This window comes from Rickettsia endosymbiont of Orchestes rusci, assembly GCF_964030945.1.
Classification (GTDB): Bacteria; Pseudomonadota; Alphaproteobacteria; order Rickettsiales; family Rickettsiaceae; genus Rickettsia.
Genome location: NZ_CAXIQG010000002.1, coordinates 210,984 through 233,843, shown reverse-complemented (window position 1 = coordinate 233,843; position 22,860 = coordinate 210,984). Strand labels below are relative to the sequence as shown.

Sequence of the window (22,860 nt, the reverse complement as noted above, 5' to 3'; positions counted from 1 at the left end):
TACTAAAAAGATGCGCAAAACTTGTTCAGCATGACAAAGTAAAGCCTAGATTCCCGCTTTTAGCTAGAATGACATCAAAAATATTGAGCCATGCAACAACGCCGTGCAGGATTAGAAATTAATTTTTAATTTAGCCATTCCTTGATGGCTTTGATATTTTTTATGCAAACGGCAATTATACTCCATGAATATTGTAGTATTGCTTTTTTTAGCAACTATACCTGCTCCTATATTATAACCGATTTTCGGTTGTTTCGGTAAAGTAATAATGTCCTCTAAGCTCTTATCTTTCCATGTTATTGTAGCATTAACTGCTGTATTTTTGCTATTAAAATGCTTTTCGATAGAGCCGTGTAAAGTGGGTATTAAAATTATAGAGTCAGAAATGTTTTTCGGAGCAAATAATATTCTACCGCCGATAATTCCGGTCCATAATTGTTGCGATTTTCCGGCAACCGTTAAATGCTGAGTACCGATATCATGCTCCTTATAACTCCCGTCTTTTGTATGTCCGTATCTAAGCCCGATATGAGGTATAATATTTATACCTCTCTTGGCTTGGTGTCTATAATTTAGCAATGTTTCAAAGCTCAAACTAGTATTTCGATATTTTCCGGTGATATGATTACCGGAATAGATAATTTTGTTCTTAACATAGTTATGTAAAATAGTCGCTACTGCTTGTAGGGAAAATTCTTTTAAGCCGTAAAGACTAAAAGCATGTCCGTCAATATTTACTTTATCACAATTCTTATTATATTTTAGATTAGAGCGCAGATTAGTATAAGCAATTCCGAGTAAATCATTATCGTTAAATTCAGTATCGGCACCTATAGTAACACCGGTAGTACGACCTTTATATCCAGGCATATCTTTCCATACCCCATGTTTATTAATATTGTATAAACCGCTAATCCATACGCCTTTTTCGATAGTTGTATCCTCATCACCGGCTGCAGCAGGGCCGGCGGAGAGAAAATACTTTACTCTCTCCAATATAGCAGGTTTATTAATAATATCTCGAATATAATTATATGCAGAATGAATTTTTGCTTTAATATTTTCTAGCCTATCTTCTTCTAAAATTATTTCTTCTGATTGATCAATTCCTGAAATTTTTTTACTTACTAAAACTTCTACTTCTAATGGCTCAAGGTTTTGAGATAATTGTTGATCATTATCTTTCTCTTTTTCATCATTAATGTTTTCCTCTTCTTTGATTATTGAATTGTCTAGCAATTGTTTACTTATGTCTGATTCATCATCGGTAAGAGCTTTTGAGGTATTATTTTCCTCATCGTTACTTTGTATTATTCCCGTAGTTGCAGCCTCTTCAGTGACTTCTTCTTGAGTTTGAGGTTGAGTAATAGCTTTAGCGTCAGCGTTTAGTTGTTCTTGTTCTAAAGCTTTAGCTTTTAGTGCTTCTTGTTGCTCTTCATAATCTTTTTCTGCTTGTGCAAATAACTCCGGTACTAGTTCTAACGCTTTTTCTTCTTCTAAAGCATCAGCTTGTGTTTTAATAGCTTTATCTAATAGTTTATTACCTGTTAATGGTTTTATGTCCTTAGCTAAGTTTTTTAAAAATTCTGTATCCTTTACTGTTTCAGCTATTATTTCATTATAAATCTTATGTATTTCGTCACCGAGTTCAGTCCTAGGTCCTATAAAATCCGGTGAGAGTGTAGATAACGCTTCTTCAAAGGTTTCCGTATTTACTTTTTCATCGAGTTTATCGAAGGGTTTCTTAGCATATATTTCTAGCACACTTTCTAATATTATATCGTTTAGTACTTTGCCGGCACCGTGCATCTTGATATTTAATTCAAAAGAAGTAGCATTTTTTGTGATACGTTCTGAGTATTTTTTCCCTGCGGATGAATTAAATTTATTAGGTGTTATAGGCGTCTTAGGAATTATTTTATTATTATTGGCTTTAAGTTTTAATGCTTTTTCTATCAAATCATCATTAATTCCGGCAGCTTTTAACTTTGGCTTATCTAGTTCTGAAGATGTCATCATTGACGGCGGGGGTGGAGGCGGAACAGCGCCGGCAGTCGGCAGCTTGTTTTGTTGTTGTGCGACTATATTTTCCTGACCTATTTCCGTCAAAGCTTTTATTAACCCCGCTACGGTCATGCGTTGAGATAATAGAGCTACGTCTTCTTGTGAAAAATTAGCTATAGAGGGTAATGCTAATTTATTATATTGCGGAAGAGTATTATTTTGTTTATTTTCCTCGATAGTAACTACAACTGCTAAAAATTCTCTTAATATTTCAGGTTTTTTAGATTCTTGTATCAACCTAATAAAATCAGCTGAATTTATATTATTGTCTGATGCAAATGCTTTAATAGCTTCAAGATTAATTGTTTTTATTATGTTAGTTCTTAAATTATTTATTTGCTCCTTGGAAACGGAAGCAATATTTTTTAGGTTTGTAATTATTTTGTCTTTATCAAGTAAAATATGCACTTTATTCATATTAGTTAACTTACTAGAATCATTAACTAATTCTTCTATAATGTCATTTAACTTTTGACTACCGAAAACGTTAGAGTTGTTAGCTATAAATCTTAATTGTTCTAATCTATCGTTATAACCTGCTAATTCTTGTTCTTTTTGTTCTTTTGTTTGTATCGTTAGAATAAAGTTTTTTTGGTTTTCGGATATTTTGCTAGACGGTAGCAGAAGGCGCTCCATTGCCTTATCTGAGTCTTCTTGGAAAAGATTATTAAGTATTCTATCTTTACTTTTTTTAAAGCTTATAATTTGAGTAACGTATGGATCTTTTGAAAGTTCCTCATATATCTTTGTGGCTTTACTTTTAAGGTCCCTTCCCGCCTGACTATCCTGATTATCTTTGCTGAATAAATTAATAAGTGCTTCCTCTTTAAGTATATCTTTATATTTATCCGTTAATATTTGACGTATAGTGTTCGTTATATTTATTTCGGCTCCAACTTGTTGAACATACAGTGTAGGAAGTTGTTTGTTAGATTCTGTTAAATATGTTTTGTACAATTCACCGTATTCTGTGGTTGGTTCAGTTATTTCCACAGTCTTATTTACTTTTGTTGATAAAGGCTTTTGCTGTGTATTGTTACCTTGCTTTGCTAATTCTTCATGTAATTCATACAGTGCCGGATGGTTCTGTTCAAGATCATTAATATTAAGATTATGATTATTGTGAATAGGCGGCGGTGCATTTGGCAGCGGCGGTGGAGTCGTACCTGTCCACGCTGCTCCTGTAAGTACCGGTTGTGAAGTAGATAAAAGTTTTTCCTTAATTTCTTTTGTTATAGTTTCGGGTGAAGATGAAATAATATTAATTGATTTTTCTAAAAAACTTGTATCAAAACCATTAATTAATGAAATTATTTCATTTTGATTTAAATCATTAGTTATTAAAGAATCGGCTTTAAGTTTTTTATTAATCTCTGCTATTACCTTTTGGGGTATATTTTCATATTTACCGTTTTTATAATATTTTTTCAATTTTCCTTTTATTTTATTTTTTCTTAATAAAAGCTTTTCAATTTCTTTTTTATTATTAATGCTTTTGAGTTGTGTTAATACTAATCGAACTCCTAAGCTAGGCCTTTGTGTTTCTAAAGTAATTAGATTCCTGTCTACATAATCCACAACTCGATCAAAAAATACATCCTTTTGTTCTTCGGAAGCATTTTGTATTATTGCGGCTAATATAGGTCTGTTTTCTTTATTAATAGGTTTTGTAAAATCCAAAATTTTTACATCCTTAAGGTTATCGACAAATAATATTTGTTTTATATTTTGCTCATTTAGATCAGATAAAATTTTGTCAACTGCAGTTTTTTTTAGTTCTGAAGATAGTTTTGTATCTTCGGCATATTCTAAAGCAGTGATAGCCTCATTATTATTAAGGTATTCGTCAAACCTTTCGATATGCTCTTGTAATGTATATTGTTGATTAAGGTGTGTTAATAGGGGATTATTTGTCATTTCCTGATTATTTTTTAGCAGGTCGGAAACTGAGGCTCTTAAATTATATCCTTCTTGCTTAGGGGGGGCCTGTACTAATGAAAAGTCATTAGGAATAGTGGTAAATTTTTCTTCTGTAGGTGCTTTTTTTCCAAAAATTTTTCCAAGGAAGTTTTTTTTTGCTTTTGGCTTTTCGCTAGCTGTGGGCGGCTGTGTGTCTCTTTCTCGATTATTATTAAGATTATATGTAGAAGAGTTTGATCGAATTACCCTTCGGGTAGTTTTTGAGTTGTACGGTTTGAGATTAAGCAACCGGCTCTCAAGGTCATCGTCGGATTGCGCAAATCCCTCATTCATTCCAAAAATTAGGGTGGTAATACTAACACAAATTAGTAAAAAATATTTAAATAAACTGAATTTATTTCGTAAATTTTTTTTCATGAACACTGCTATTATTTTTTTATAAACTAACTTTGAGAGAGCTAGCTACTTTTAGCAGACATTATAAGAAAAAATTAAGATCTATCAAGATCTCTTTTTAAAAAGATTAAAAAATATTAATACTTTTTAGTTATTGAGTGAGATTTAATGACCGGATATGATAAATTAAGATGTTTAAGGAAATTTAGATAATTTAAGCGGCAAAAATAATTATTTATAATGCCATGCAAAATAAAGGAAAGAATTATCCATAGCTCGCGTTACTTATAATTTGTCTAAGTAAAATATAGTCTCTATAATGACAATAAATTAGTTCATAACAAAATCATGAAGCTTTACTTACATAACACTCTTACCCGCACTAAAGAAATTTTTCAGCCGATAGATAAGAATTTGATAAAAATGTATGTTTGCGGTCCTACCGTTTACGACAGACCGCATATCGGCAATGCTAGGTCGGTAATAGTGTATGATATATTATATCGTTTGCTTGAAGAAATATTCGGCGAGGCGAATGTAAAATATGTCCGGAATATTACCGACGTGGATGATAAAATCATTGATAGAGCGGCAGAGCTTAAAATTACTATCGGGGAGTTAACTAAAAAAATTACCGATGAATTCCATCAGGATATGTATTATTTAGGATGTAAGACTCCAACCTTAGAGCCGCGAGCCACCGAGCATATCGATCAAATGATAGAGATGATAGAAAAATTAATAGCGACAAATCATGCTTATATTGTCGATAATCATGTTTATTTCGATATTTCGACTGCACCGAATTATACGGAGTTATCTAATCGTGATTTAGACGAAATGGCGGACGGTGTACGGATAGAAAACAGTAAAGCAAAAAAACATCCGCACGATTTTGTGTTATGGAAGCCGGCAAAACCGAATGAATCTTTAGAGGCAAATTTTGAGAGTCCATGGGGATTAGGGCGTCCTGGTTGGCATATTGAATGCTCTAGCATGAGTTATAAATATTTAGGCGAGAATTTTGATATACATGGCGGCGGTGCGGATTTAATTTTCCCCCATCATACTAACGAAATTGCCCAAAGTAAATGCGCTTTTCCTGATTCTCTATATGCCAAATATTGGGTTCATAACGGATTTCTAACGTCAAACGGCGAAAAGATGAGTAAGTCCCTGGGGAATTTTATTACGGTAAAAGATTTGATAAATAAAAAAATTCCGGGGGATATAGTGCGATTATTGTTACTAACTGTCCATTACCGTAAGCCGCTTGATTATAACGATAAAGCTTTAGATGATGCCAAAAAAACTATGGATTACTGGTATCGAGCAATTGAAAATGTTAATACTATAAAGCTTTCTACGATGCCGCAGGATTTTATGCAGGCACTGCTTGATGATATGAACACGCCGCTGGCGATAAAAATAATCAATGATTATGCCAAACAGGTTTTTTTGGTACAAACCGTCGAAGAAAAACGGATTAACGTCTCTTCTCTTCTTGCTTGTGCTAATTTCATCGGTTTAATGACCCAAAAACCGCAAGAATGGTTTCATGCCGGAATAGACGAAATTTACATTAATCAGTTAGTTGATAAACGTTTAGAGGCAAAGAAACAGAAAGATTGGCTGCTCGCCGATCAAATACGCAAACAGTTATTAGAAGAGGGAATAATTCTCGAAGATAAAACAGACGGCACGACTATTTGGAGAAAAAACAAGTAGACCCTTGTAAATATTGAAATAAATATATATAATGGTAGGGCTTATATACCTTTGTCATACCGTGGTCAAGCCCACTAGTGTACGAACGTTGCAAAATCGTCATTGCGAAGCCACGAAGTGGCTGTGGCAATCCATAAAACATAATAAAATTATGCTAAAATTAGCATTTTTACTGGATTGCTTCGTCAATTTACTATAGTAAATTTCCTCGCAATGACGGAAAAACAACCTGAAAGCCAACGTTCGTACACTAGTGGGTCAAGCCACGGTATGACAGACACATCACTTTTATAAGCATAACACAATATAAAAATTCGCACGTAAGATATTAAGGTTAGTTCATTTATTTAAATGAATCACATCTTGCGGAGGTATAAAACTAACATTAAAGGAGATTTATTATAATGTCGAAAATACAACCAGTTAATATTAAAGATTTACTTGATGCCGGCGTGCATTTCGGTCACAAAACTTCACGCTGGAATCCTAAAATGGCTCCTTATATTTATGGAGAACGCGATGACGTTCATGTTATTGATTTAAGGCAAACCTCTGTTTTAATGGGAGTTGCGCTAAATGCAATCTATGAAACGGTGAAGAAGGACGGCAAAATATTATTTGTAAGTACCAAAATTCAAGCGAGCGATATAATAGCTGAATATGCCGAAAAATGCGGGCAATATTACGTAAATCATAGATGGCTCGGCGGAATGCTTACTAACTGGAAAACTATTTCCGGTTCAATAGAGAAATTAAATAAGCTTGAAAAGACTTTAGAAAGCGAAGAAGCTTGCGCCGGTTATACCAAAAAAGAAATATTGGATATGAGCCGCAAAAAAGATAAATTACTTCTTTCGCTAGGCGGAATTAGGAATATTAATTCTAAACCGGATTTAGTAGTAATAATCGATACTAACAAAGAACATATAGCAATTAATGAAGCCGTAAAGCTAGGTGTTCCTATTATTGCAGTCGTTGATACTAATTCTAACCCTGATAATATTGATTATCCGATTCCGGGTAATGACGATGCAATCAGATCAATTAGACTTTATTGTAGCTTATTTGCCGATGCCGCATTGCAGGGACTTGAGGAAGCAATGAGAGCTTCAGGAGTAGATCTCGGCGCTATAGAAGATCATGGGGAAAAAGGTAAAGCACCTCAAAATATTTCTAAATTAAAGTCAACTAAAAAATTCTCTCAAACTAAAAATATAAGTGAAGAGATAACTACCGAGTTTGAACAAGCGTTAACGGCAACATCGGATAAAAAGGAAGGGTAAATAAATGCTATCAGTGTTATTGCATGGTTCTTAAAAAGACCTCAGCTTGTCATACCGTGGCTTGTCCATGGTATCCAGAAAAGTAACTTATAATGGTATTATTTATATATTTTCCTGGATTCCGTGAATAAATCACGGAATGACATCGGGGAATTTGCTATAAATTTCGAGCCATGCAACAACGCTCCATTTGAACTAGAATGATATCCCTACGTAAAATAGAACAAATAAAAGGAGCAAATAAAATATGAGTGAAGTAACTATAAGTGCTGCAAGCGTCAAGGAATTAAGAGAAAAAACCGGCGCCGGTATGATGGATTGCAAAAAAGCTTTAATTGAAGCTAAAGGTGATTTTGAAGCGGCTGTTGACTGGTTAAGGCAAAAAGGTTTATCTGCCGCGGCAAAAAAAATCGGTAGAGTTGCATCGGAAGGGTTAACTGCCGTAAAAGTTGATGGTCTAATCGGTGTACTCGTTGAGGTGAATTCCGAAACGGATTTTGTTGCGCGTAATGAGCAATTTCAAGATTTAGTAAGAAATATTGCTGATTGTGTAATAAAACTAGAAAATATTGACGAGCTAAAAGAAGTTAAATTAGCAAACGGTAAGTCGGTTAACGAAGAAATTTTAGAAAATGTTGCTACTATCGGCGAAAATTTAACTTTGCGTCGTATGGATATATTAAAAGTATCTGCAGGAGTAATCGGCTCATATGTTCATAATGAAGTTACAAAAAATTTGGGTAAAATTTCCGTATTAGTAGGACTCGAATCAACTGCTAAAGATAAAGCCAGACTAGAAGAAGTAGGGAAGCAAATTGCCGTTCATATCGCGGGTAACAATCCGCAAAGTTTGGATGCATCAAGCTTAAACCCTGCCTTAATAGAGCATGAGCGGAAAATATTCTTTGAGCAATCAAAAGCTGCCGGTAAATCCGACGATATAATTGCTAAAATGGTAGAAGGAAGAATACGTAAATTTTTAGCGGAGGTTGTATTACTTGAGCAGAATTTTTTATTTGATACTAAACTTCGAGTTTCCGAAGTTATTGCCAATGCTGCTAAAGAATTAGGGGCCGATATTAAAATCACAAAATTCATTAGATACGAACTTGGTGAAGGCATAGAACAGGAAGAAAAAAACTTTGCCGATGAAGTAGCCGCCGTAGTGAAAGGGTAATAATTTAAATAACGCGAACTATGTATAAGTTTTTAAGCTAAAACTTATACATAGTTGGGGTTTGATACCATTCCCCGCGCGGCATTGTTGCATGGCTACCGGAATCGTCATTGCGAGCATTTGCGCGGAACACGGCAATCTAGAAAATAATAAGTTTCATAACATTTTTTGCTATTTTTTCCTGGATTGCCACGTCGGGACTACGTCCCTCCTCGCAATGACGGGGTTTTTTTATAAGGATTTCGAGCCATGCAACAACGCCTTTTTATTATCAACCTTACTATAAAGGTTAAGAGAAGTGCCGCCCGCCGTTTTTTAAATTATTAGCTTGGTTAATTAACTTCTTATCTTTTCTAAAAATTCTTTAATCTCTTCATTTTTTTATTGACTTTCAACAAAAAAAATATAACTTCTTTGCACATTTAATTAAAATGTTGCAAAAAATGTTAGGCTATGAAGTAGAACAAAAGAGTTTAACTAGACAACAAAAGGAAGCTATCGGGTTACTATCCATAGGTACTTTCCTAGAGTATTTTGACCTTATGCTTTATGTCCATAGGCAGTACTACTTAATGAATTATTTTTTCCTAAAGCCGATCCTCATACTGCAGCTATTTATTCTGCTGCTGCCTTCTGTTCTACATTTGTTTTTAGACCGTTTGGAGCACTTATATTTGGTTGGATAGGTGACAATATCGGTCGTAAATCTACTGTTATTATTACTACTTTCATGATGGCTATTACGTGCGTAGTTATGGCTATCATTCCAACTTATGCAGAAAAGGGAATAATTGCTACTGTACTAGTTACAGTATGTCGTATGTTACAAGGCATGTCTTCTATGGGGGAAGTTGTAGGAGCTGAACTATATTTAACAGAATTAATTAAACCTCCTGCCCAGTATCCAGCCGTTGCCTTTATGTCGGTTGCTATTTCTATAGGTACTACTGTAGCTTTAGGTACAGCAAATTTTATTATGGCGATGGGGTTAAACTGGCGTTTTGCTTTTATATTAGGAGCAGGGATCGCATTGATTGGATCAGTAGCACGTACTACTCTCCGCGAAACACCAGAATTTGTTAACGCTAAGCGTCGTGTAGAACAAAACATTAAATTAATAGATATCGAAGTTGACGTATTTAAAGATAATCCTATTTTGCATGAAAAAGTAAATATAAAAACCATATTATCTAATTTTGCTTTAATATCTGTTTGGCCAATATGGTTTTACACCACTTATATATATAGTGGTAATATTCTTAAAACTTCTTTTGGGTATTCTGCTGAACAAATTATTAGTCATAATTTAGTTGTTGCTTTAATATCTGCATTAAATGCTATAGTTTTAACCTGGCTATCTTATATTATAAATCCTTTAAAAATTCTTAAAATAAGGTTCATTATCTTTGCAATAATTATTATTCCTTGTATTTATTTATTATATAATATGACCACCGTTACTGAGTTGCTAGTGTTTCAATTATTAATAATTATTTTAGGTCCTACCGGATTTCCAGCAGTACCAATACTTTATAAACATTTTCCTGTGTTTAAACGTTTTACATGCTCTAGCTTTATCTATGCTTTATCGCGAGCTGTAATGTATATTGTTACCTCTTTTGGACTTGTATATTTAGTAGAATACTTAGGTCATTGGGGGTTATTGGTCCTTATCACCCCAGCACTTATTGGCTATTATTACGGTAGAAATCATTTTGAAAAGCTAGAGGCGGCAAATTAATATCATAAGACAAAAGAGTTTTCTCAATGAACGGAGTTTTATTAAGTACCTGGAAGCAAAGTTGATAAAACTGTTGCTCTATTTTCGGTATTGCAAGATATACAGCAAGTGTTATAAAACTTTTTAACGTTTCTTTTATTATTTTTTTTGCTTTTTCCGGAGATTTTGCTCCTAACGTTTGTATATTATGTACTCGATCAAAGATTTTTATAAGGGCCGTATTATGGCGTTTTTGCTGAATTAATAAATTTAAACTTTCCTCAACACTGACCTTTCCGGAAGGCTTAACTCGTGTTAAACCTTCCACGTGTTTTGCTATATCTTTATCAAAAATTTTAGCTATATCATCTTCTGTAAGCGGTGTATCCTCTATAGTATCATGTAATAAAGCAGCATTTAACATAGTAGGGATGAAAAGCTTAGGAGCTTCATAAGCCGTAAACTCGGCTAACATGTACGCCACCTCTATCGGATGGGAGTAATACGGGTCACCTGATTGCCGCATTTGATTACCGTGATATTTCCGCGCGTAGTAAATGCCCTTTTTAATTTCTCTGATGTCTATAGGATATTGTACTAATTTGTTTAAGGAAGTAACCTTATCTAATAGCCTTGCGGCATAACCGCACATCTCAAACTTTTCTTCCCACCAATTGATATCTTCCACAAAAATTAATCCAAATTTATTAGATCAATCTTTATAACATTTTCTATTAATAATTTAAAGTAATAAATTGTTTTTGAATCGAATTGAGGTGTTGTTGCATGGCTCAATATTTTCGCAAAGCAATTCGGTGTCATGCCGTGGCCCCTCCCACGGCATCCAGTTTTTTACTAAGATTTTTTCTGGATACCGTGGTCAAGCCCACTAGTGTACGAACGTTGAAAAAAGGCTGTGTCATGCCGTGACTTGATCACGGCATCCAGGAAAATAAAGCCATATTAGACTTATTTTAGAATCTTTTTATGATATTATAAGCTGGATTCCGTGGTCGTAGCCACGGAATGACAGAATTTTTACCTCTTTATTTAAACGTTCGTACAGTAGTGGGTCAAGCCACGGTATGACAAGTTTTAAGCGATTTTAACCATCCACGCGGGGCATTGGGCCTCGTTAACCTGATTTTCATACACTGAAAGCAACTAATCCCGTTTAAAGGTTTGATATATTACGGGAATAACGAAAATAGTAAATATAGTCCCGATGCTCATACCTCCGACTATTACCAGACCGATAGAGTTACGGGCGGCGGCACCTGCGCCGGAAGCAAAGACTAGCGGCAGCGTACCTACTATTGAGGCAAGTGTCGTCATTAATATCGGTCGCAGTCGGAGGCTACAGGATTTAACTATCGCCTCCCTTACATTCGCTCCTTTTTCTTTTAGCTGATTTGCGAATTCTACTATCATAATAGAATTTTTAGTAACCAATCCGACCAAAGTAATAAGCCCGATATTACTATACATATTAAGGCTATTGCCGCATATCCAAAGAGTTAATACTCCCCCTGTTATCGAGAAAGGCACGGCAAGCAATATTAACAAAGGATCAATAAAGCTTTCAAATTGTGCGGAGAGTACTAAATAAATAAATATTAGCGCAAATAAGAAAGTCATAAGCATATTACTATCCGATTCACTCATTTGTTTAATTTCGCCTATATATTCAAGTATCGTCGTGTTAGGATCGAGTAGCTTGTCGCTTATATTATTAATTTCTTTTATCGCGTCGCTGATTTTCTTATTAGGTGCTAAATCCGAGGAGATAGTAACCGCTTTTGAATTATTATAATGACCGTATGATTTTACCGATACTTTTTCCGTCATCTCGGCAATTACTCCAAGCGGTAGCATAGTATTATTTTTTGCCGGAATTAGAATTTTACTAAAGTCATTAACATTGCTACGATCTTTTAAATTATATTGTAATACGACATTATATAGATCGTTGCCCATTCTAAAATCGCCGATTTGCTGACCGGCAAGTAAATATTGTACGGTTCTTCCTATATTACCCATGCTCATCCCGTATAAATACGCCTTATCACGATCAATATCGATATTAATCGTCGGCATTGCGGACTGCAAATCCCTATTTACGTTAGAAAATACAGGATTTGCTTTCATCAAATCGACAAATTTATCGGATAATTTATCTAAATCGTCATATTCAAGCGTTGTTTGCAAAGTAAATTCGATCGGGCTTTGAGCATTATTACTAATCATGGAACGGGGATCCATAACAAAAATTGACATACCGGCTATTTGTGCGAATTGTTCGTTAAGCTTATTTTTAATAGCTTCTTGTGAACGCGCTCTTTCACTCCAGTCTTTAAGGGGAACATAAGCAAAAACGCTATCGCTGCCATTTGCGCCGATTACCATTAAGTAACCGAGTATTTCTCTGTAATTTTCTAGGATTTTTTCGGCTTCCATAACTATTGCTGTCGAGTGTTCAATACTCGACCCTTCAGGTCCGGTAAAAGAAAGCTGCAAAAATCCGTCATCTTCTTGCGGAACAAAAACTTTTTGTACAAATTTAGAGCTGATTATTAGCACTATGAAAGATAAAGCAATAATAAGAGAAAATTTCTTTTTATTATCAAAGGTAAGATTTAAATAATAAAGATATTTACTTTGCACAAGCTGCAGAATTTCATTAAATTTAGCTAAAAATTTCGGTAGCGGCTTATCATGTTTTTTGATCATGCGGCTTGCCATCATCGGTGTTAACGTTAGTGCGACAAAGCCTGAGAGTAAAACGCAAAATGCTAAAGTCCAAGCGAATTCGATAAATAATTTGCCGACAAAGCCGTCGATAAAGCCGATCGGTAAAAATACGGCGGCAAGGGTAATAGTCATGGCGATAATAGCAAAACCGATTTCCTTGGAAGCAAGAAAAGCTGCCTCCATTGAAGGATGCCCCATTTCGTTATATCTAAAAATATTTTCAAGCATGATGATTGCATCGTCGACTACTAACCCGATAGCTAAAATCATCGCTAGAAGAGTAAAAATATTAATGGAAAAGCCCATTGCATACATAACGCTAAAAGTACCGATTAACGACACCGGAATCGTTACAAAGGGAATTAAAGTAATTCTAGCTGATGCCAGGAATAAATAAGTAACCAAAATTACTAATATTAAAGCTTCAAAAATAGTATTAAACACCGCATAGACCGAGGCGTTGACCGGTGTTGCCCCGTCATAGGCAATGCTGATATTTATACCGCTCGGCAATGATGCTTTAATTTGATCTAAAACACTTCTCACCTCATTTGATAAATCTATAATATTAGCTTTTGATTCTTTTATAAGCCCAAGAGCAATAGAGCTTTTGCCGTTATATCTAAAAATAACGTCTTGATCGGGAGCACCTAAATATACTTTTGCTACATCCCTTAATTTTATTATTCCGCCGTCTCTGGCTTTTAGTATAATATTACCGAATTCTTCCGGTTTTGTTAAAGACCCTGCAAGAGTTACTATAAAATTATTGATACCCGTTTTGATTGTTCCCGCCGGATAATCCTTATTTTGCTCAGTAATGGCTGCTTCAATTTCTAACGGAGAAATTTTATACTGATATAATTTTTTAGGATCAGGTTCTATTTTCATTACATAATCATATCCGCCGTATATATTTGATTGTCCGACCGTTTCAAGCTTATCTAAAGGAGTCTGCAAACTATCTTCAACAATTTTTGTTAATTCTAAATCATTATATTGATTACTTTCAATGCTTAAAAAAAGACTCGGAAAACTATCGGCATCAAGCTTTGCTACCGACGGTGCTTTCATATCTTTAGGAAACATATAAGTTATGTCGGAGACTTTGGAGCGTACGTCATTTAGAGCTACCTCAATATCGGTAGATAACAAAAAAGACAAAGTTATATTAGTTTGACCGGTTGAGCTTTGGGAGGTTGTAAAATCAAGGTTTTTTACCGTCTTTAAAGCTTTTTCAATGCGGGTGGTAATTTCTTTTTCCATATATAAAGCATCGGCTCCCGGGTAAAGAGCCGTTACGTTAATAATGGGTACTGAAATGTCAGGTGTACCTCTAATTTGTAATTTAGTAAAAAATACTGCTCCGAGTGTTACGATAATCAGGCTTAAGACCGTTGCAAATACAGGACGTTTTATACAAATTTCAGATAATAGCATTTATATAACCAAAAATAGGGATGAGTAACTTTTTCTAAGCAAATAAGTATATATTTATAAAGTTCGTACTATCCCATGATTATATGTTTCCATTAAAATTATTCAATTATATTTAGCTTGAAAGACAAAACTGATGTAATATGGTTACATATTTTTATAAAATTACATAATAAACATAGATATTTAAACTTTACAAATAACTCTCATTTGCAGTCAATTAACGGTTTGTTATAATCATTTTCATACATTAAAAATAAAAATATGTATTGATGTATATTATAGCTAGTTGTATATATTATCATTAGTACTTCAGGTTTAATACTATAAATTATCAAATAGGAGTTAATTTCATTATGAATAAAGCAGTAAATAAAGGAATGAATAAAGCAGAATTAATTAATTTAATGGTTGATTTAGGACATTCTAAAAATTCTACGGATAAATCACCGACAAAAGCCGAAGCTGAAAGATCACTTAACTTAGTTCTAGATAGTATTCTTGAAGCAATTAAACGCGGTAAAGGTGTTAGTTTAATAGGCTTCGGTTCATTTGTGGTTCAACATAGAGCAACACGTGAAGGGCGTAACCCAAAAACAAAAGAAAAAATGACCATCCCTGCTTATAAGCAACCGGTTTTTAGAGCTGGTACTAGAATGAAGGAAGCGAGTAATTCTTAAAAGTACGGTGTCATACCGTGGCTTGACCTACTACTGTACGAACACATCCGATGTCATTCCTGCGAAAGCAGGAATCCAGACTTTTCTTGTTATGCTGAACTTGTTTCAGCATCTATTGAAAAATATCCTGAAATAAATTCAGGATGACTATTATTTTCTGGATTCCCGTTTGAACTAGAATGACATCAAAACATTTACGTCAATACCTCATAACACCTCAAATAACATGATAATCGAACGTCTTAAATTTAGTTTCAACCAAAAAAAACTTTATAATAGCTGGCTTATTGAAACCGGAGACGTAGATCAATCTTTAAAAGATGTTCAAGAATTTATACGTCAAAAAATATTCGGAGAGAATATTGCTTTAGAAAATCATCCTGATTATTATTTTGTAGCAAAAGAAATTTCAGTTACAACCAATTCTAAAGATATTTCTGTAGATCAGATAAGAAAGCTTCAAGAATTCTTAAATAAAACTTCGGTCATTTCCGGTTACAAGGTTGCTATAATCTATCAAGCGGATTTAATGAATTTAAATGCCGCAAATTCCTGCCTTAAAATCTTAGAAGATACCCCAAAAAATAGTTATATTTTTTTAATTACTTTAAAAGCCGCGAGTATCCTTACTACTATAAGATCAAGATGTTTTAAGATTAGTATTAGATCGCCGAAATATTTTATAGGTAATGAAGCATATGCAAAATTCATTAAGCCGATTGCCGATTATGCGGATTTAAATACTAGGCTAGCTTTCATTAATCAATTTTCCGGTAAAGATAGAGAATTATGGTTAGAGTTTATTGATAATATTTTACAATTAATGAATCGAATTATAAAAAAATCTTCGGGCGTTAATATCGAGCTTACGGAGTTAGAAGATAAAATATTAAATAAATTACCGACTAAAACTCCCTCTTATTTACTTGAAAAATTTACTAAAATTAAGCGTTTAATCTATGACACTATCGATTACGACCTTGATTTAAGAACCGGCTGTATTTTATTGATGAGTGAGTATTCTTAAAGTGTGTCAGTGTCACCCCGTGGCTTGACCGGCTTTGCTGCATGGCTACCGGAATCGTCATTGCGAGGAGGCATTTATGCCGACGTGGCAATCTAATCTTTGTCATGCTGAACTTGTTTCAGCATCTTTTTTAATATATCCTGAAATAAATTCAGGATGACTATATTTAGCTGGATTGCCGCGCTCCTTTCAGTCGCGGCGTTGTTGTATGGCTCTAAAAAAGTGCCGTGTGTCATTCCTAGCTAAAGGCGGGAATCTAGAAAAAATACTTAAAATAAACAAACTTATATAAAAATTTACTATATAATTCGCTTAAATACTTTTCTGGATTCCCGCCTTTAGCTAGAATGACATCAAAAATTCGAGCCATGCAACAACGCCTCCAGTTGCTCGCAATGACGATTCCGGTAGCCATGCAACAAGACCGGCTTGACCACGGGGTGACAGTTTTAGGTGCTTTTAATTATCCATGCGGGCATTCCCATTCTTAATGACGTAAAAGCCTACTAAATCGCTGCCCTCACCAACCCTATTTGTGAGAGTCCCGCGGCTACGGCAGTTTCGGTTCGTAAGATATGAGAGCCGAAGCTAAAGGATTTAGCGTTTTCTTGTGCTGCTAATTTTTCGAGTTCGCCGCTACTAAATCCTCCTTCCGGTCCGACAATAAATAAAATATCCGATATATTATTTAAGCCGCTAGGTAAGATTTTAAGCAAAGAATTAGTTTTATCCTCGCACTCATTAGCATATAATATTAGGTTGTTGCTATGGTTTTTTAAAAATTTTTCAAGCGAAATAACCGGCTCGATAATCGGCGGGGTAAGGCGTTCCGATTGCTCCGTCGCTTCAATAGTGCATTTAAGCAATCGTTCGTTATTAATAATTTTAAATTGACATCTTTCGGTAATTAACGGCACAATTTTAGTCACGCCGAGTTGCACCGCCATATTTATCGCTAATAAAAATTTTTCCGGTTTTATTATTGCCAGCCCAAGAGTTAAGGGCAACATTAAGGTCGCTTTCCTTAACGGTTTCGTAATATTTATCGATAAATTATTTTTGCCGATATCATGAATTTGTGCTATAAATTCACCGTCGACATTATTAAAAACTCGAAACTGATCTTGTATTTTTAATCGAAGCACTGTTTTAATATAATGTCCATGATTGCCCGTTAATTCTATTTTACTATTTGCAGCTAAAGCATTATTAATATAAATTCTATTAAGATTGGAAAATTTCATAAATTAAAAAATATCAAATTATGGATAATAAAAAAGATAATATATTAGAACAAGAAAATTTGCCAAAAGAAAAAGAAAGCAGTAAAGAAATAGGCGGAGTCAAAGGGTTAGAACCTACAAGATACGGTGATTGGCAGCATAAGGGCAAAGTAACAGACTTTTAGTATATAGTAAATTGATTTGAACTTTGTGCTTCGTTGCTCGTCGTCTCGCCTATTAATATATAGGCTTCGCTCCTCGCGCCTGTCACAAAATTCAACTGAATTCACTATACTCAGATAGAACTTCAAAAATTGCCTTACACTTTTTGAAGTTGATCTTCGTCTATCAATTTTTCATTATATGAAATTAACCGAGTTTTTTTATGCCTTCATTCAGTCAAGTAAAAATCTTGCCGTATAGCCCTGCCGAATTATTTTATTTAGTGCTTGATGTAGAAGCATATCCTAAATTTTTGCCTTGGTGTGCGGCTGCTAAAATTATTTCTAAAAATAATGAACAAATTATTGCCGAGTTAGTGCTACGGGTAAAAGGGTTTTCGGAAAAATATCAATCAAGTGTTACCTGTAAAATATTAGACGGCGAAAGATATTTAATTAATGTCGAAGCTATTTCCGGACCTTTTAAATATTTAAAGAATATATGGCAATTTTCACCTGATGTTAAAGGAAGTTTAGTAGAGTTTAATATCGATTTTAAAATGCAATCGATTATATTAGATAAGTTGATAGGGGGGTATTTTGTCAAAGCAACGGAAAAAATGATTAATGCCTTTGAAAAAAGAGCAGGGGAGGTTCTTCCATCTGATCATATTCTATCATAAGTATAATATTATTTAAATCCGAGTAAATAGCTTTTTATATACTTCGCTACGGTTTCTTTTACCTGTAGCTAAAACAAGAATTATTACGCGTTTGTCATCTACTTCATAAACCAATCTATATCCTACAGATTTTAACTTTATTTTATATAGATTACTACCGCCACTTATTGCATCTTTTAATATATGAGGATGCTTTAGCCTCTCAGCTAATTTCTTTTTAAATTGCTCTTTTATTGCCTGATCTAGTTTATCCCTCCTTCTTTGCAGTAGGAATAAATGCCAGCTTATAAGTCATTCAAATCAACCGCAACGGCGTTGGTTTTTTCTTTCAATCGAATTTGAGCAAGTTCAAGTAAATACCCGTCATCTAAAACCTCAACTATTTGTTCATACAACTTAGCCGGAATTAAGTAAGCTGTCGGTTTGTTGTGATTTAGTAAAGCAATAGGTTCACCGCTAGATTTATCTAGTAAAGCGGTAGGACTTTTTTTAAATTCTGATATGCTAGCCGTAAGATTTGCATAAATATGCTCCATTATTGTACCTATAATAAATATCAAATTAAGTACTAATTACAGCTCGTAATTTTATGTTTATCAAGAATATAAATTATATGTAGATATGGGCTGTAGTAATTATAATAATCCCTTCACTTTATTCACTTCCTTATATATTTCCTTTCTGCTGTAGCTATTGCCGAATCGTTCATAGGCAAGATCGGTAATTGTTTTAGCGGTTAAATTTTCAGCTAATGACAGTTTTATGAAAGCTTGTAAATCGCTTGCTAATTTTTCATCATTTTCATCTGCTAAGCCGGAGATTAATAAAACTATTTCACCTTTTAAAGGATTATTTTTATAGAATTCAATTACCTCGTTAATAGGAGCTGTTTTTACTTGCTGGTAAAGCTTAGTCAGCTCCCGCGCTACGCATATTTCTCTATTACCTAAAACTTCTTTAGCTATAACTAACGACTCTATTAGCCGTATTGCCGTATCAAAAAAGATTAAAGTAGCACGAAGATTTGCAAATTCATTAAAAGTTTTCTTTTTACCCTCGATTGTTTTAGGCAAGAAACCGCAAAATAAAAAACGATCGGTCGGAAGAGCCGATAAAGTTAAAGCAGCAATCGGCGATGAAACTCCGGGTGCTATTTCTAGATGATAATTAAGGTTACGTAATTCTCGTACTAACTTATACCCCGGATCGGAAATTAAAGGCGTACCCGCATCGGAGATAAGACTGACTACTTCCCCTTGATCAATTAGCCGCATAATATTTTTCCTATTGCTTTCATCACTATGATCATTATAAACTTGTAATTTTACGCGAATGCCATGTTTTGCTAGTAATTTTTGCGATATTCTGGTATCCTCACACAAAATAACGCTTGAATTTTTTAAGGTTGTTAATGCTCTTAACGTTATATCTTCTAAGTTCCCTATAGGAGTTGAAACAATATATAGCCCTGCTCTTAAAATCATAATTTTTTAAATTTTATAATAATATTTTATGGCTAGTATAAAACAAAAATTTCCAGGTTCAGTAAAGTTTTCTCAAATAATTTATATTATAGGATATTTTTTAGCGAAGATTAATAAGATTTTTGAAGGAATAGCTACAGCGTCATCGCGATCGCTTGATCCAAGTGAATTTTTCAGAACTCGCCTATGCTCACATACTTCTGTACGCTCCGCAGGCTCATCTTTAAATTCACCTTGTCTAAACCTTTCTGAATTTAGCTGCACTCCTATTTCAAAAAAATCTTATAATTTGCAGCAAAAAAGAACCATAATTAGATTATTTGAGAAATCTTCACTGAACCTGAGAATCACTTTATCATTTTTTTGCTTAATTTACTTATCGGCTTGTCAAAGCTTTAAGGAAGATATACCTGTAACAAAACCAAAATCCGTGAAAGAAGAAATTGAGATTGCAATTTTAATGCCGACGACCGGAGCAGATGGAGTAGCCGGCAAGCAATATAAAGATTTAATTAAAATGGGTCTTAGCGATGCGGTAAAATCTTATATCCACGTTACTTCTTATGACGGCTCGGATGAAAAAAACGTGCTTGCCGCTATGGATAAGATAGTAAAGCGCAAAACTAAGATTATCCTTGGACCTTTATATTCTAATTTTACTTCGCTAATAGCCGAGAAAGCAAAAGCTAATGACATTGTTATAATCACCATGTCTAATAATCCGGCATTAGCGGAAGAAAAATTATTTGTTTTCGGACATGCGCCTTTAAAACAGTTAATTAGAATCATCAATTATTTCGGCAATAATAATTATAAGGATTTTATGGCTCTCTTACCTGAAGGAAAGCATTCTCAAACCGTTAATCAAGTAATACAAAATATATTAATTCAGAAAAGCGCGACTTTGGTACGCACTGAACTTTATCTTGATACTCCTGAATCGATAGCAAAAGCGGCAGCGATTATTTCCGATAACGTCGATATCATCAATGAAAGAGAAGATGCGGCAAAACCGGTGATTTATTTATCGGACGATCCAAAGAATTTAAATTTAGTTGCAAGCAGCATAAGAAAACATAATTTAGATAAAAAAGCTATTTTAATCGGCGATAATCGTATTGATATCGATTATCCGGAGAATATTAATATTAATTTTACCGGCTCTTTAAATATTCTTAATAGCAATGTACCTGAAAGAGCTAAGGAACTCGGAATTAATCATATAAATTTTATGCACGCCTTAGCCTATGATCTCGGCAAGGTGACCGCTAGCTATATCGGCGAAGAATTTGCCATTGAAAGATTTTTAAATAGAATGAAAAGCCGACAACCTTATATCGGCTTATCCGGTAATATTCATTTTGTCGACTCAATAGCGCAAAGGCAATATGATATTATTAGAAAAGAAAACGGTATTTACTCCACGTTATCGTCGGAGAAGTAAGGGGGGCTTGTTTTGTTACACGGATAGGTAAAAGTGCTTGGGATGCCATTCCCTGGTGGCAATGCACTACTGTACGAACGTTTAAATAAAGAGGTAAAAATTCTGTCATTCCGTGGCTACGACCACTTCAGTCCAGCTTATAATATCATAAAAAGATTCTAAAATAAGTCTAATATGGCTTTATTTTCCTGGATGCCGTGATCAAGTCACGGCATGACACAGCCTTTTTTCAACGTTCGTACAGTAGTGCGCGGCAATGGCGTTGTTGCATGGCTCTAAAAAAGTGCCGTATGTCATTCTAGCTAAAAGCGGGAATCTAGAAAAATTATAGTCATCCTGAATTTATTTCAGGATCTACTAAAGATGCTGAAACAAGTTCAGCATGACAAAGAAAAGCCTAGATTCCCGCCTTTAGCTAGAATGACACCGAGAGCGTTTTTAACCATCCATGCAACAAAGCCGGCTTGACCACGGTATCCTAGTCTTTTTATTAAGATTTTTCTGGATACCGTGGGAGGGGCCTCGGTATGACACCGTACTTATAATAACCATAATACGGTAAATTATTAGCCATGGAACAACGCCTCCAGTCGCTCGCAATGAGGATTTCATGCAACAACACAGTATGACAGTTTCCAATTCTTGAAAGAAGAGTAGTATAAATGATTAAAATCGGTAATATAACACTAGCTTCTAACGTGATATTGGCGCCTATGTCGGGCGTTACGGATTTACCTTTTAGGAAGCTAGTCAAAAAATTCGGCAGAAGATTTAAGGTGGGACTCGTTATCTCTGAAATGGTAGCAAGTAGGGCAATGATTGTAGAATCACGGCAATCCTTGCAAAAATGTGCAATCATTCATGACGACGAAACCGGAGCATGCGTTCAGCTTGCCGGTTGCGAGCCTGAAGTTATAGCGGAATCGGCAAAAATGAACGAAGATATGGGTGCTAAGATTATTGACCTTAATTTTGGCTGTCCGGCAAAGAAAGTAGTAGGCGGCTATTCCGGTTCGGCTTTAATGAGAGATGAGGGACTGGCGGCAAAAATTTTTGAAGCAACCGTTAAGGCGGTAAAAGTTCCGGTAACCGTTAAGATGCGCACAGGCTGGGACGATCAAACCAGAAATGCGCCGATACTCGCAAAAATTGCCGAAGACTCCGGAATTCAAATGATTACCGTCCACGGCAGGACAAGATGCCAGTTTTATTCAGGCAGTGCTGATTGGGAGTTTATAAGACACGTCAAAGAAGCGGTAAAAATTCCGGTTATTGCTAACGGTGATATTAATAGTTTTGACAAAGCTAAAGAGGCTTTAAAACAATCGGGAGCAAATGGGGTTATGATTGGGCGAGGTGCTTACGGCAAGCCTTGGCTTATTTCCCAAATCGCTCATTATCTTGAAACAGGCGAAGAAACCCCACCTCCTTCTATAACCGAACAGCTTAACGTAATAATTGAGCATTATGAAGCACTACTAGAATATTACGGCAATAATACCGGCGTGCCGCTTGCTCGAAAGCATATAGGTTGGTATAGTAGCGGTCTGCCTAACTCGGCGGAATTTAGGGGAGCTATTAATTTAATGAATGATCCGATAGCCGTGAAAGAGAAAATAACAGAGTTTTATAATATGTGTAATTCATACCATGCTTAATAATGGTATCTACATTGTAATATA

Annotated in this window: 23 protein-coding genes and 1 pseudogene; 12 read left to right on the top strand and 12 right to left on the bottom strand. The window is 34.8% G+C overall.

Annotated features, from left to right (window positions below):
• Nucleotides 1-111 precede the first annotated feature (111 nt).
• Complete coding sequence (locus AAHM91_RS02635) at nt 112-4,401, bottom strand: autotransporter outer membrane beta-barrel domain-containing protein (RefSeq protein ID WP_342269768.1); 4,290 nt, start codon at nt 4,399-4,401, stop codon at nt 112-114.
• Nucleotides 4,402-4,728: 327 nt separating this feature from the next.
• Here AAHM91_RS02635 and cysS point away from each other — a divergent pair, with 327 nt between their 5' ends.
• A complete protein-coding gene (cysS, locus tag AAHM91_RS02630) occupies nt 4,729-6,108 on the top strand; it encodes a cysteine--tRNA ligase (protein ID WP_342269767.1) in 1,380 nt (459 codons plus the stop codon).
• Here the strand turns inward: cysS and AAHM91_RS02625 are convergent.
• Nucleotides 6,086-6,238, bottom strand: a complete 153-nt coding sequence (locus tag AAHM91_RS02625; RefSeq protein ID WP_342269766.1) for a hypothetical protein — start codon at nt 6,236-6,238, stop codon at nt 6,086-6,088. The two genes, cysS and AAHM91_RS02625, sit on opposite strands and share 23 nt — an antisense overlap.
• A 274-nt stretch (nt 6,239-6,512) precedes the next feature.
• Between AAHM91_RS02625 and rpsB the strand changes: the two genes are divergently transcribed.
• From rpsB to AAHM91_RS02605, 4 genes are all read left to right on the top strand, one after another.
• Entirely contained in the window at nt 6,513-7,391 is an 879-nt protein-coding gene (rpsB, locus tag AAHM91_RS02620; RefSeq protein ID WP_341793088.1) for a 30S ribosomal protein S2, read from the top strand.
• 247 nt (nt 7,392-7,638) lie between these two features.
• The gene (tsf, locus tag AAHM91_RS02615; RefSeq protein ID WP_342269765.1) at nt 7,639-8,568 is read left to right on the top strand and encodes a translation elongation factor Ts; all 930 of its coding nucleotides are present in this window, start codon (nt 7,639-7,641) and stop codon (nt 8,566-8,568) included.
• Between the two features lie 91 nt (nt 8,569-8,659).
• The gene (locus tag AAHM91_RS02610) at nt 8,660-8,854 is read left to right on the top strand and encodes a hypothetical protein (RefSeq protein WP_341793086.1); all 195 of its coding nucleotides are present in this window, start codon (nt 8,660-8,662) and stop codon (nt 8,852-8,854) included.
• Between the two features lie 327 nt (nt 8,855-9,181).
• On the top strand, nt 9,182-10,309 hold the full coding sequence (locus tag AAHM91_RS02605) for an MFS transporter (protein WP_342269834.1): 1,128 nt from the start codon (nt 9,182-9,184) through the stop codon (nt 10,307-10,309).
• On the opposite strand, the gene AAHM91_RS02600 is transcribed toward AAHM91_RS02605, so the two are convergent.
• From AAHM91_RS02600 to AAHM91_RS02590, 3 genes are all read right to left on the bottom strand, one after another.
• Nucleotides 10,254-10,976 carry an HD domain-containing protein gene (locus AAHM91_RS02600; RefSeq protein ID WP_253308485.1) on the bottom strand — a complete coding sequence of 241 codons (723 nt, stop codon included), beginning with the start codon at nt 10,974-10,976 and terminating at the stop codon, nt 10,254-10,256. The genes AAHM91_RS02605 and AAHM91_RS02600 overlap by 56 nt on opposite strands.
• Before the next feature lie 5 nt (nt 10,977-10,981).
• Nucleotides 10,982-11,110, bottom strand: a complete 129-nt coding sequence (locus AAHM91_RS02595; RefSeq protein ID WP_342269764.1) for a hypothetical protein — start codon at nt 11,108-11,110, stop codon at nt 10,982-10,984.
• A 342-nt stretch (nt 11,111-11,452) separates the two neighbouring features.
• Entirely contained in the window at nt 11,453-14,479 is a 3,027-nt protein-coding gene (locus AAHM91_RS02590; protein WP_342269763.1) for an efflux RND transporter permease subunit, read from the bottom strand.
• 377 nt (nt 14,480-14,856) lie between these two features.
• Between AAHM91_RS02590 and AAHM91_RS02585 the strand changes: the two genes are divergently transcribed.
• Complete coding sequence (locus AAHM91_RS02585) at nt 14,857-15,156, top strand: HU family DNA-binding protein (protein ID WP_253310114.1); 300 nt, start codon at nt 14,857-14,859, stop codon at nt 15,154-15,156.
• A gap of 226 nt (nt 15,157-15,382) precedes the next feature.
• Nucleotides 15,383-16,183, top strand: coding sequence for a DNA polymerase III subunit delta' (locus AAHM91_RS02580; protein WP_342269762.1), 801 nt, complete (start codon nt 15,383-15,385; stop codon nt 16,181-16,183).
• A 92-nt stretch (nt 16,184-16,275) separates the two neighbouring features.
• Here AAHM91_RS02580 and AAHM91_RS02575 read toward each other — a convergent pair whose 3' ends face one another.
• Entirely contained in the window at nt 16,276-16,419 is a 144-nt protein-coding gene (locus tag AAHM91_RS02575; RefSeq protein WP_342269761.1) for a hypothetical protein, read from the bottom strand.
• 132 nt (nt 16,420-16,551) lie between these two features.
• Here AAHM91_RS02575 and AAHM91_RS02570 point away from each other — a divergent pair, with 132 nt between their 5' ends.
• The gene (locus tag AAHM91_RS02570; protein WP_342269760.1) at nt 16,552-16,674 is read left to right on the top strand and encodes a hypothetical protein; all 123 of its coding nucleotides are present in this window, start codon (nt 16,552-16,554) and stop codon (nt 16,672-16,674) included.
• A gap of 15 nt (nt 16,675-16,689) precedes the next feature.
• Here the strand turns inward: AAHM91_RS02570 and AAHM91_RS02565 are convergent, their stop codons facing one another.
• Complete coding sequence (locus AAHM91_RS02565; RefSeq protein WP_342269759.1) at nt 16,690-17,427, bottom strand: 16S rRNA (uracil(1498)-N(3))-methyltransferase; 738 nt, start codon at nt 17,425-17,427, stop codon at nt 16,690-16,692.
• 38 nt (nt 17,428-17,465) lie between these two features.
• Here AAHM91_RS02565 and AAHM91_RS02560 point away from each other — a divergent pair.
• Both AAHM91_RS02560 and AAHM91_RS02555 read left to right on the top strand, forming a co-directional pair.
• A pseudogene (locus tag AAHM91_RS02560) lies at nt 17,466-17,591 on the top strand (DUF1674 domain-containing protein); the annotation flags it as partial.
• 200 nt (nt 17,592-17,791) lie between these two features.
• Nucleotides 17,792-18,250: a type II toxin-antitoxin system RatA family toxin gene (locus tag AAHM91_RS02555; RefSeq protein WP_342269758.1), complete on the top strand. Its 459-nt coding sequence runs from the start codon at nt 17,792-17,794 to the stop codon at nt 18,248-18,250.
• 12 nt (nt 18,251-18,262) lie between these two features.
• On the opposite strand, the gene AAHM91_RS02550 is transcribed toward AAHM91_RS02555, so the two are convergent.
• The 4 genes from AAHM91_RS02550 to AAHM91_RS02535 all read right to left on the bottom strand — a co-directional run bounded on the left by AAHM91_RS02550 (nt 18,263) and on the right by AAHM91_RS02535 (nt 19,998).
• Nucleotides 18,263-18,517: a type II toxin-antitoxin system RelE family toxin gene (locus tag AAHM91_RS02550; protein WP_458693707.1), complete on the bottom strand. Its 255-nt coding sequence runs from the start codon at nt 18,515-18,517 to the stop codon at nt 18,263-18,265.
• A gap of 17 nt (nt 18,518-18,534) precedes the next feature.
• Nucleotides 18,535-18,786, bottom strand: a complete 252-nt coding sequence (locus tag AAHM91_RS02545) for a type II toxin-antitoxin system Phd/YefM family antitoxin (RefSeq protein ID WP_253308489.1) — start codon at nt 18,784-18,786, stop codon at nt 18,535-18,537.
• Between the two features lie 99 nt (nt 18,787-18,885).
• Entirely contained in the window at nt 18,886-19,734 is an 849-nt protein-coding gene (gene rsmI, locus AAHM91_RS02540; RefSeq protein WP_342269757.1) for a 16S rRNA (cytidine(1402)-2'-O)-methyltransferase, read from the bottom strand.
• 81 nt (nt 19,735-19,815) lie between these two features.
• Nucleotides 19,816-19,998, bottom strand: coding sequence for a palindromic element RPE3 domain-containing protein (locus AAHM91_RS02535; protein WP_341793077.1), 183 nt, complete (start codon nt 19,996-19,998; stop codon nt 19,816-19,818).
• Between the two features lie 70 nt (nt 19,999-20,068).
• Between AAHM91_RS02535 and AAHM91_RS02530 the strand changes: the two genes are divergently transcribed.
• Nucleotides 20,069-21,178, top strand: coding sequence for a penicillin-binding protein activator (locus AAHM91_RS02530; protein WP_253310117.1), 1,110 nt, complete (start codon nt 20,069-20,071; stop codon nt 21,176-21,178).
• A gap of 438 nt (nt 21,179-21,616) precedes the next feature.
• Here the strand turns inward: AAHM91_RS02530 and AAHM91_RS02525 are convergent, their stop codons facing one another.
• Nucleotides 21,617-21,790 (bottom strand): hypothetical protein, encoded by a 174-nt coding sequence (locus tag AAHM91_RS02525; protein ID WP_342269756.1) that lies wholly within the window; start codon nt 21,788-21,790, stop codon nt 21,617-21,619.
• Nucleotides 21,791-21,840: 50 nt separating this feature from the next.
• Here AAHM91_RS02525 and dusB point away from each other — a divergent pair, with 50 nt between their 5' ends.
• Nucleotides 21,841-22,836: a tRNA dihydrouridine synthase DusB gene (gene dusB / locus AAHM91_RS02520; protein ID WP_253308492.1), complete on the top strand. Its 996-nt coding sequence runs from the start codon at nt 21,841-21,843 to the stop codon at nt 22,834-22,836.
• The last annotated feature ends 24 nt before the right edge of the window (nt 22,837-22,860 follow it).

Coding starts and splice junctions, on each gene's coding strand:
- AAHM91_RS02635 (WP_342269768.1), bottom strand. CDS start 4,401: ATGAAAAAAAATTTACGAAATAAATTCAGTTTATTTAAATATTTTTTA.
- cysS (WP_342269767.1), top strand. CDS start 4,729: ATGAAGCTTTACTTACATAACACTCTTACCCGCACTAAAGAAATTTTT.
- rpsB (WP_341793088.1), top strand. CDS start 6,513: ATGTCGAAAATACAACCAGTTAATATTAAAGATTTACTTGATGCCGGC.
- tsf (WP_342269765.1), top strand. CDS start 7,639: ATGAGTGAAGTAACTATAAGTGCTGCAAGCGTCAAGGAATTAAGAGAA.
- AAHM91_RS02610 (WP_341793086.1), top strand. CDS start 8,660: ATGGCTACCGGAATCGTCATTGCGAGCATTTGCGCGGAACACGGCAAT.
- AAHM91_RS02595 (WP_342269764.1), bottom strand. CDS start 11,110: ATGACACCGAATTGCTTTGCGAAAATATTGAGCCATGCAACAACACCT.
- AAHM91_RS02590 (WP_342269763.1), bottom strand. CDS start 14,479: ATGCTATTATCTGAAATTTGTATAAAACGTCCTGTATTTGCAACGGTC.
- AAHM91_RS02585 (WP_253310114.1), top strand. CDS start 14,857: ATGAATAAAGCAGAATTAATTAATTTAATGGTTGATTTAGGACATTCT.
- AAHM91_RS02580 (WP_342269762.1), top strand. CDS start 15,383: ATGATAATCGAACGTCTTAAATTTAGTTTCAACCAAAAAAAACTTTAT.
- AAHM91_RS02575 (WP_342269761.1), bottom strand. CDS start 16,419: ATGACACACGGCACTTTTTTAGAGCCATACAACAACGCCGCGACTGAA.
- AAHM91_RS02570 (WP_342269760.1), top strand. CDS start 16,552: ATGCAACAACGCCTCCAGTTGCTCGCAATGACGATTCCGGTAGCCATG.
- AAHM91_RS02565 (WP_342269759.1), bottom strand. CDS start 17,427: ATGAAATTTTCCAATCTTAATAGAATTTATATTAATAATGCTTTAGCT.
- AAHM91_RS02555 (WP_342269758.1), top strand. CDS start 17,792: ATGCCTTCATTCAGTCAAGTAAAAATCTTGCCGTATAGCCCTGCCGAA.
- AAHM91_RS02545 (WP_253308489.1), bottom strand. CDS start 18,786: ATGGAGCATATTTATGCAAATCTTACGGCTAGCATATCAGAATTTAAA.
- rsmI (WP_342269757.1), bottom strand. CDS start 19,734: ATGATTTTAAGAGCAGGGCTATATATTGTTTCAACTCCTATAGGGAAC.
- AAHM91_RS02525 (WP_342269756.1), bottom strand. CDS start 21,790: ATGAAATCCTCATTGCGAGCGACTGGAGGCGTTGTTCCATGGCTAATA.
- dusB (WP_253308492.1), top strand. CDS start 21,841: ATGATTAAAATCGGTAATATAACACTAGCTTCTAACGTGATATTGGCG.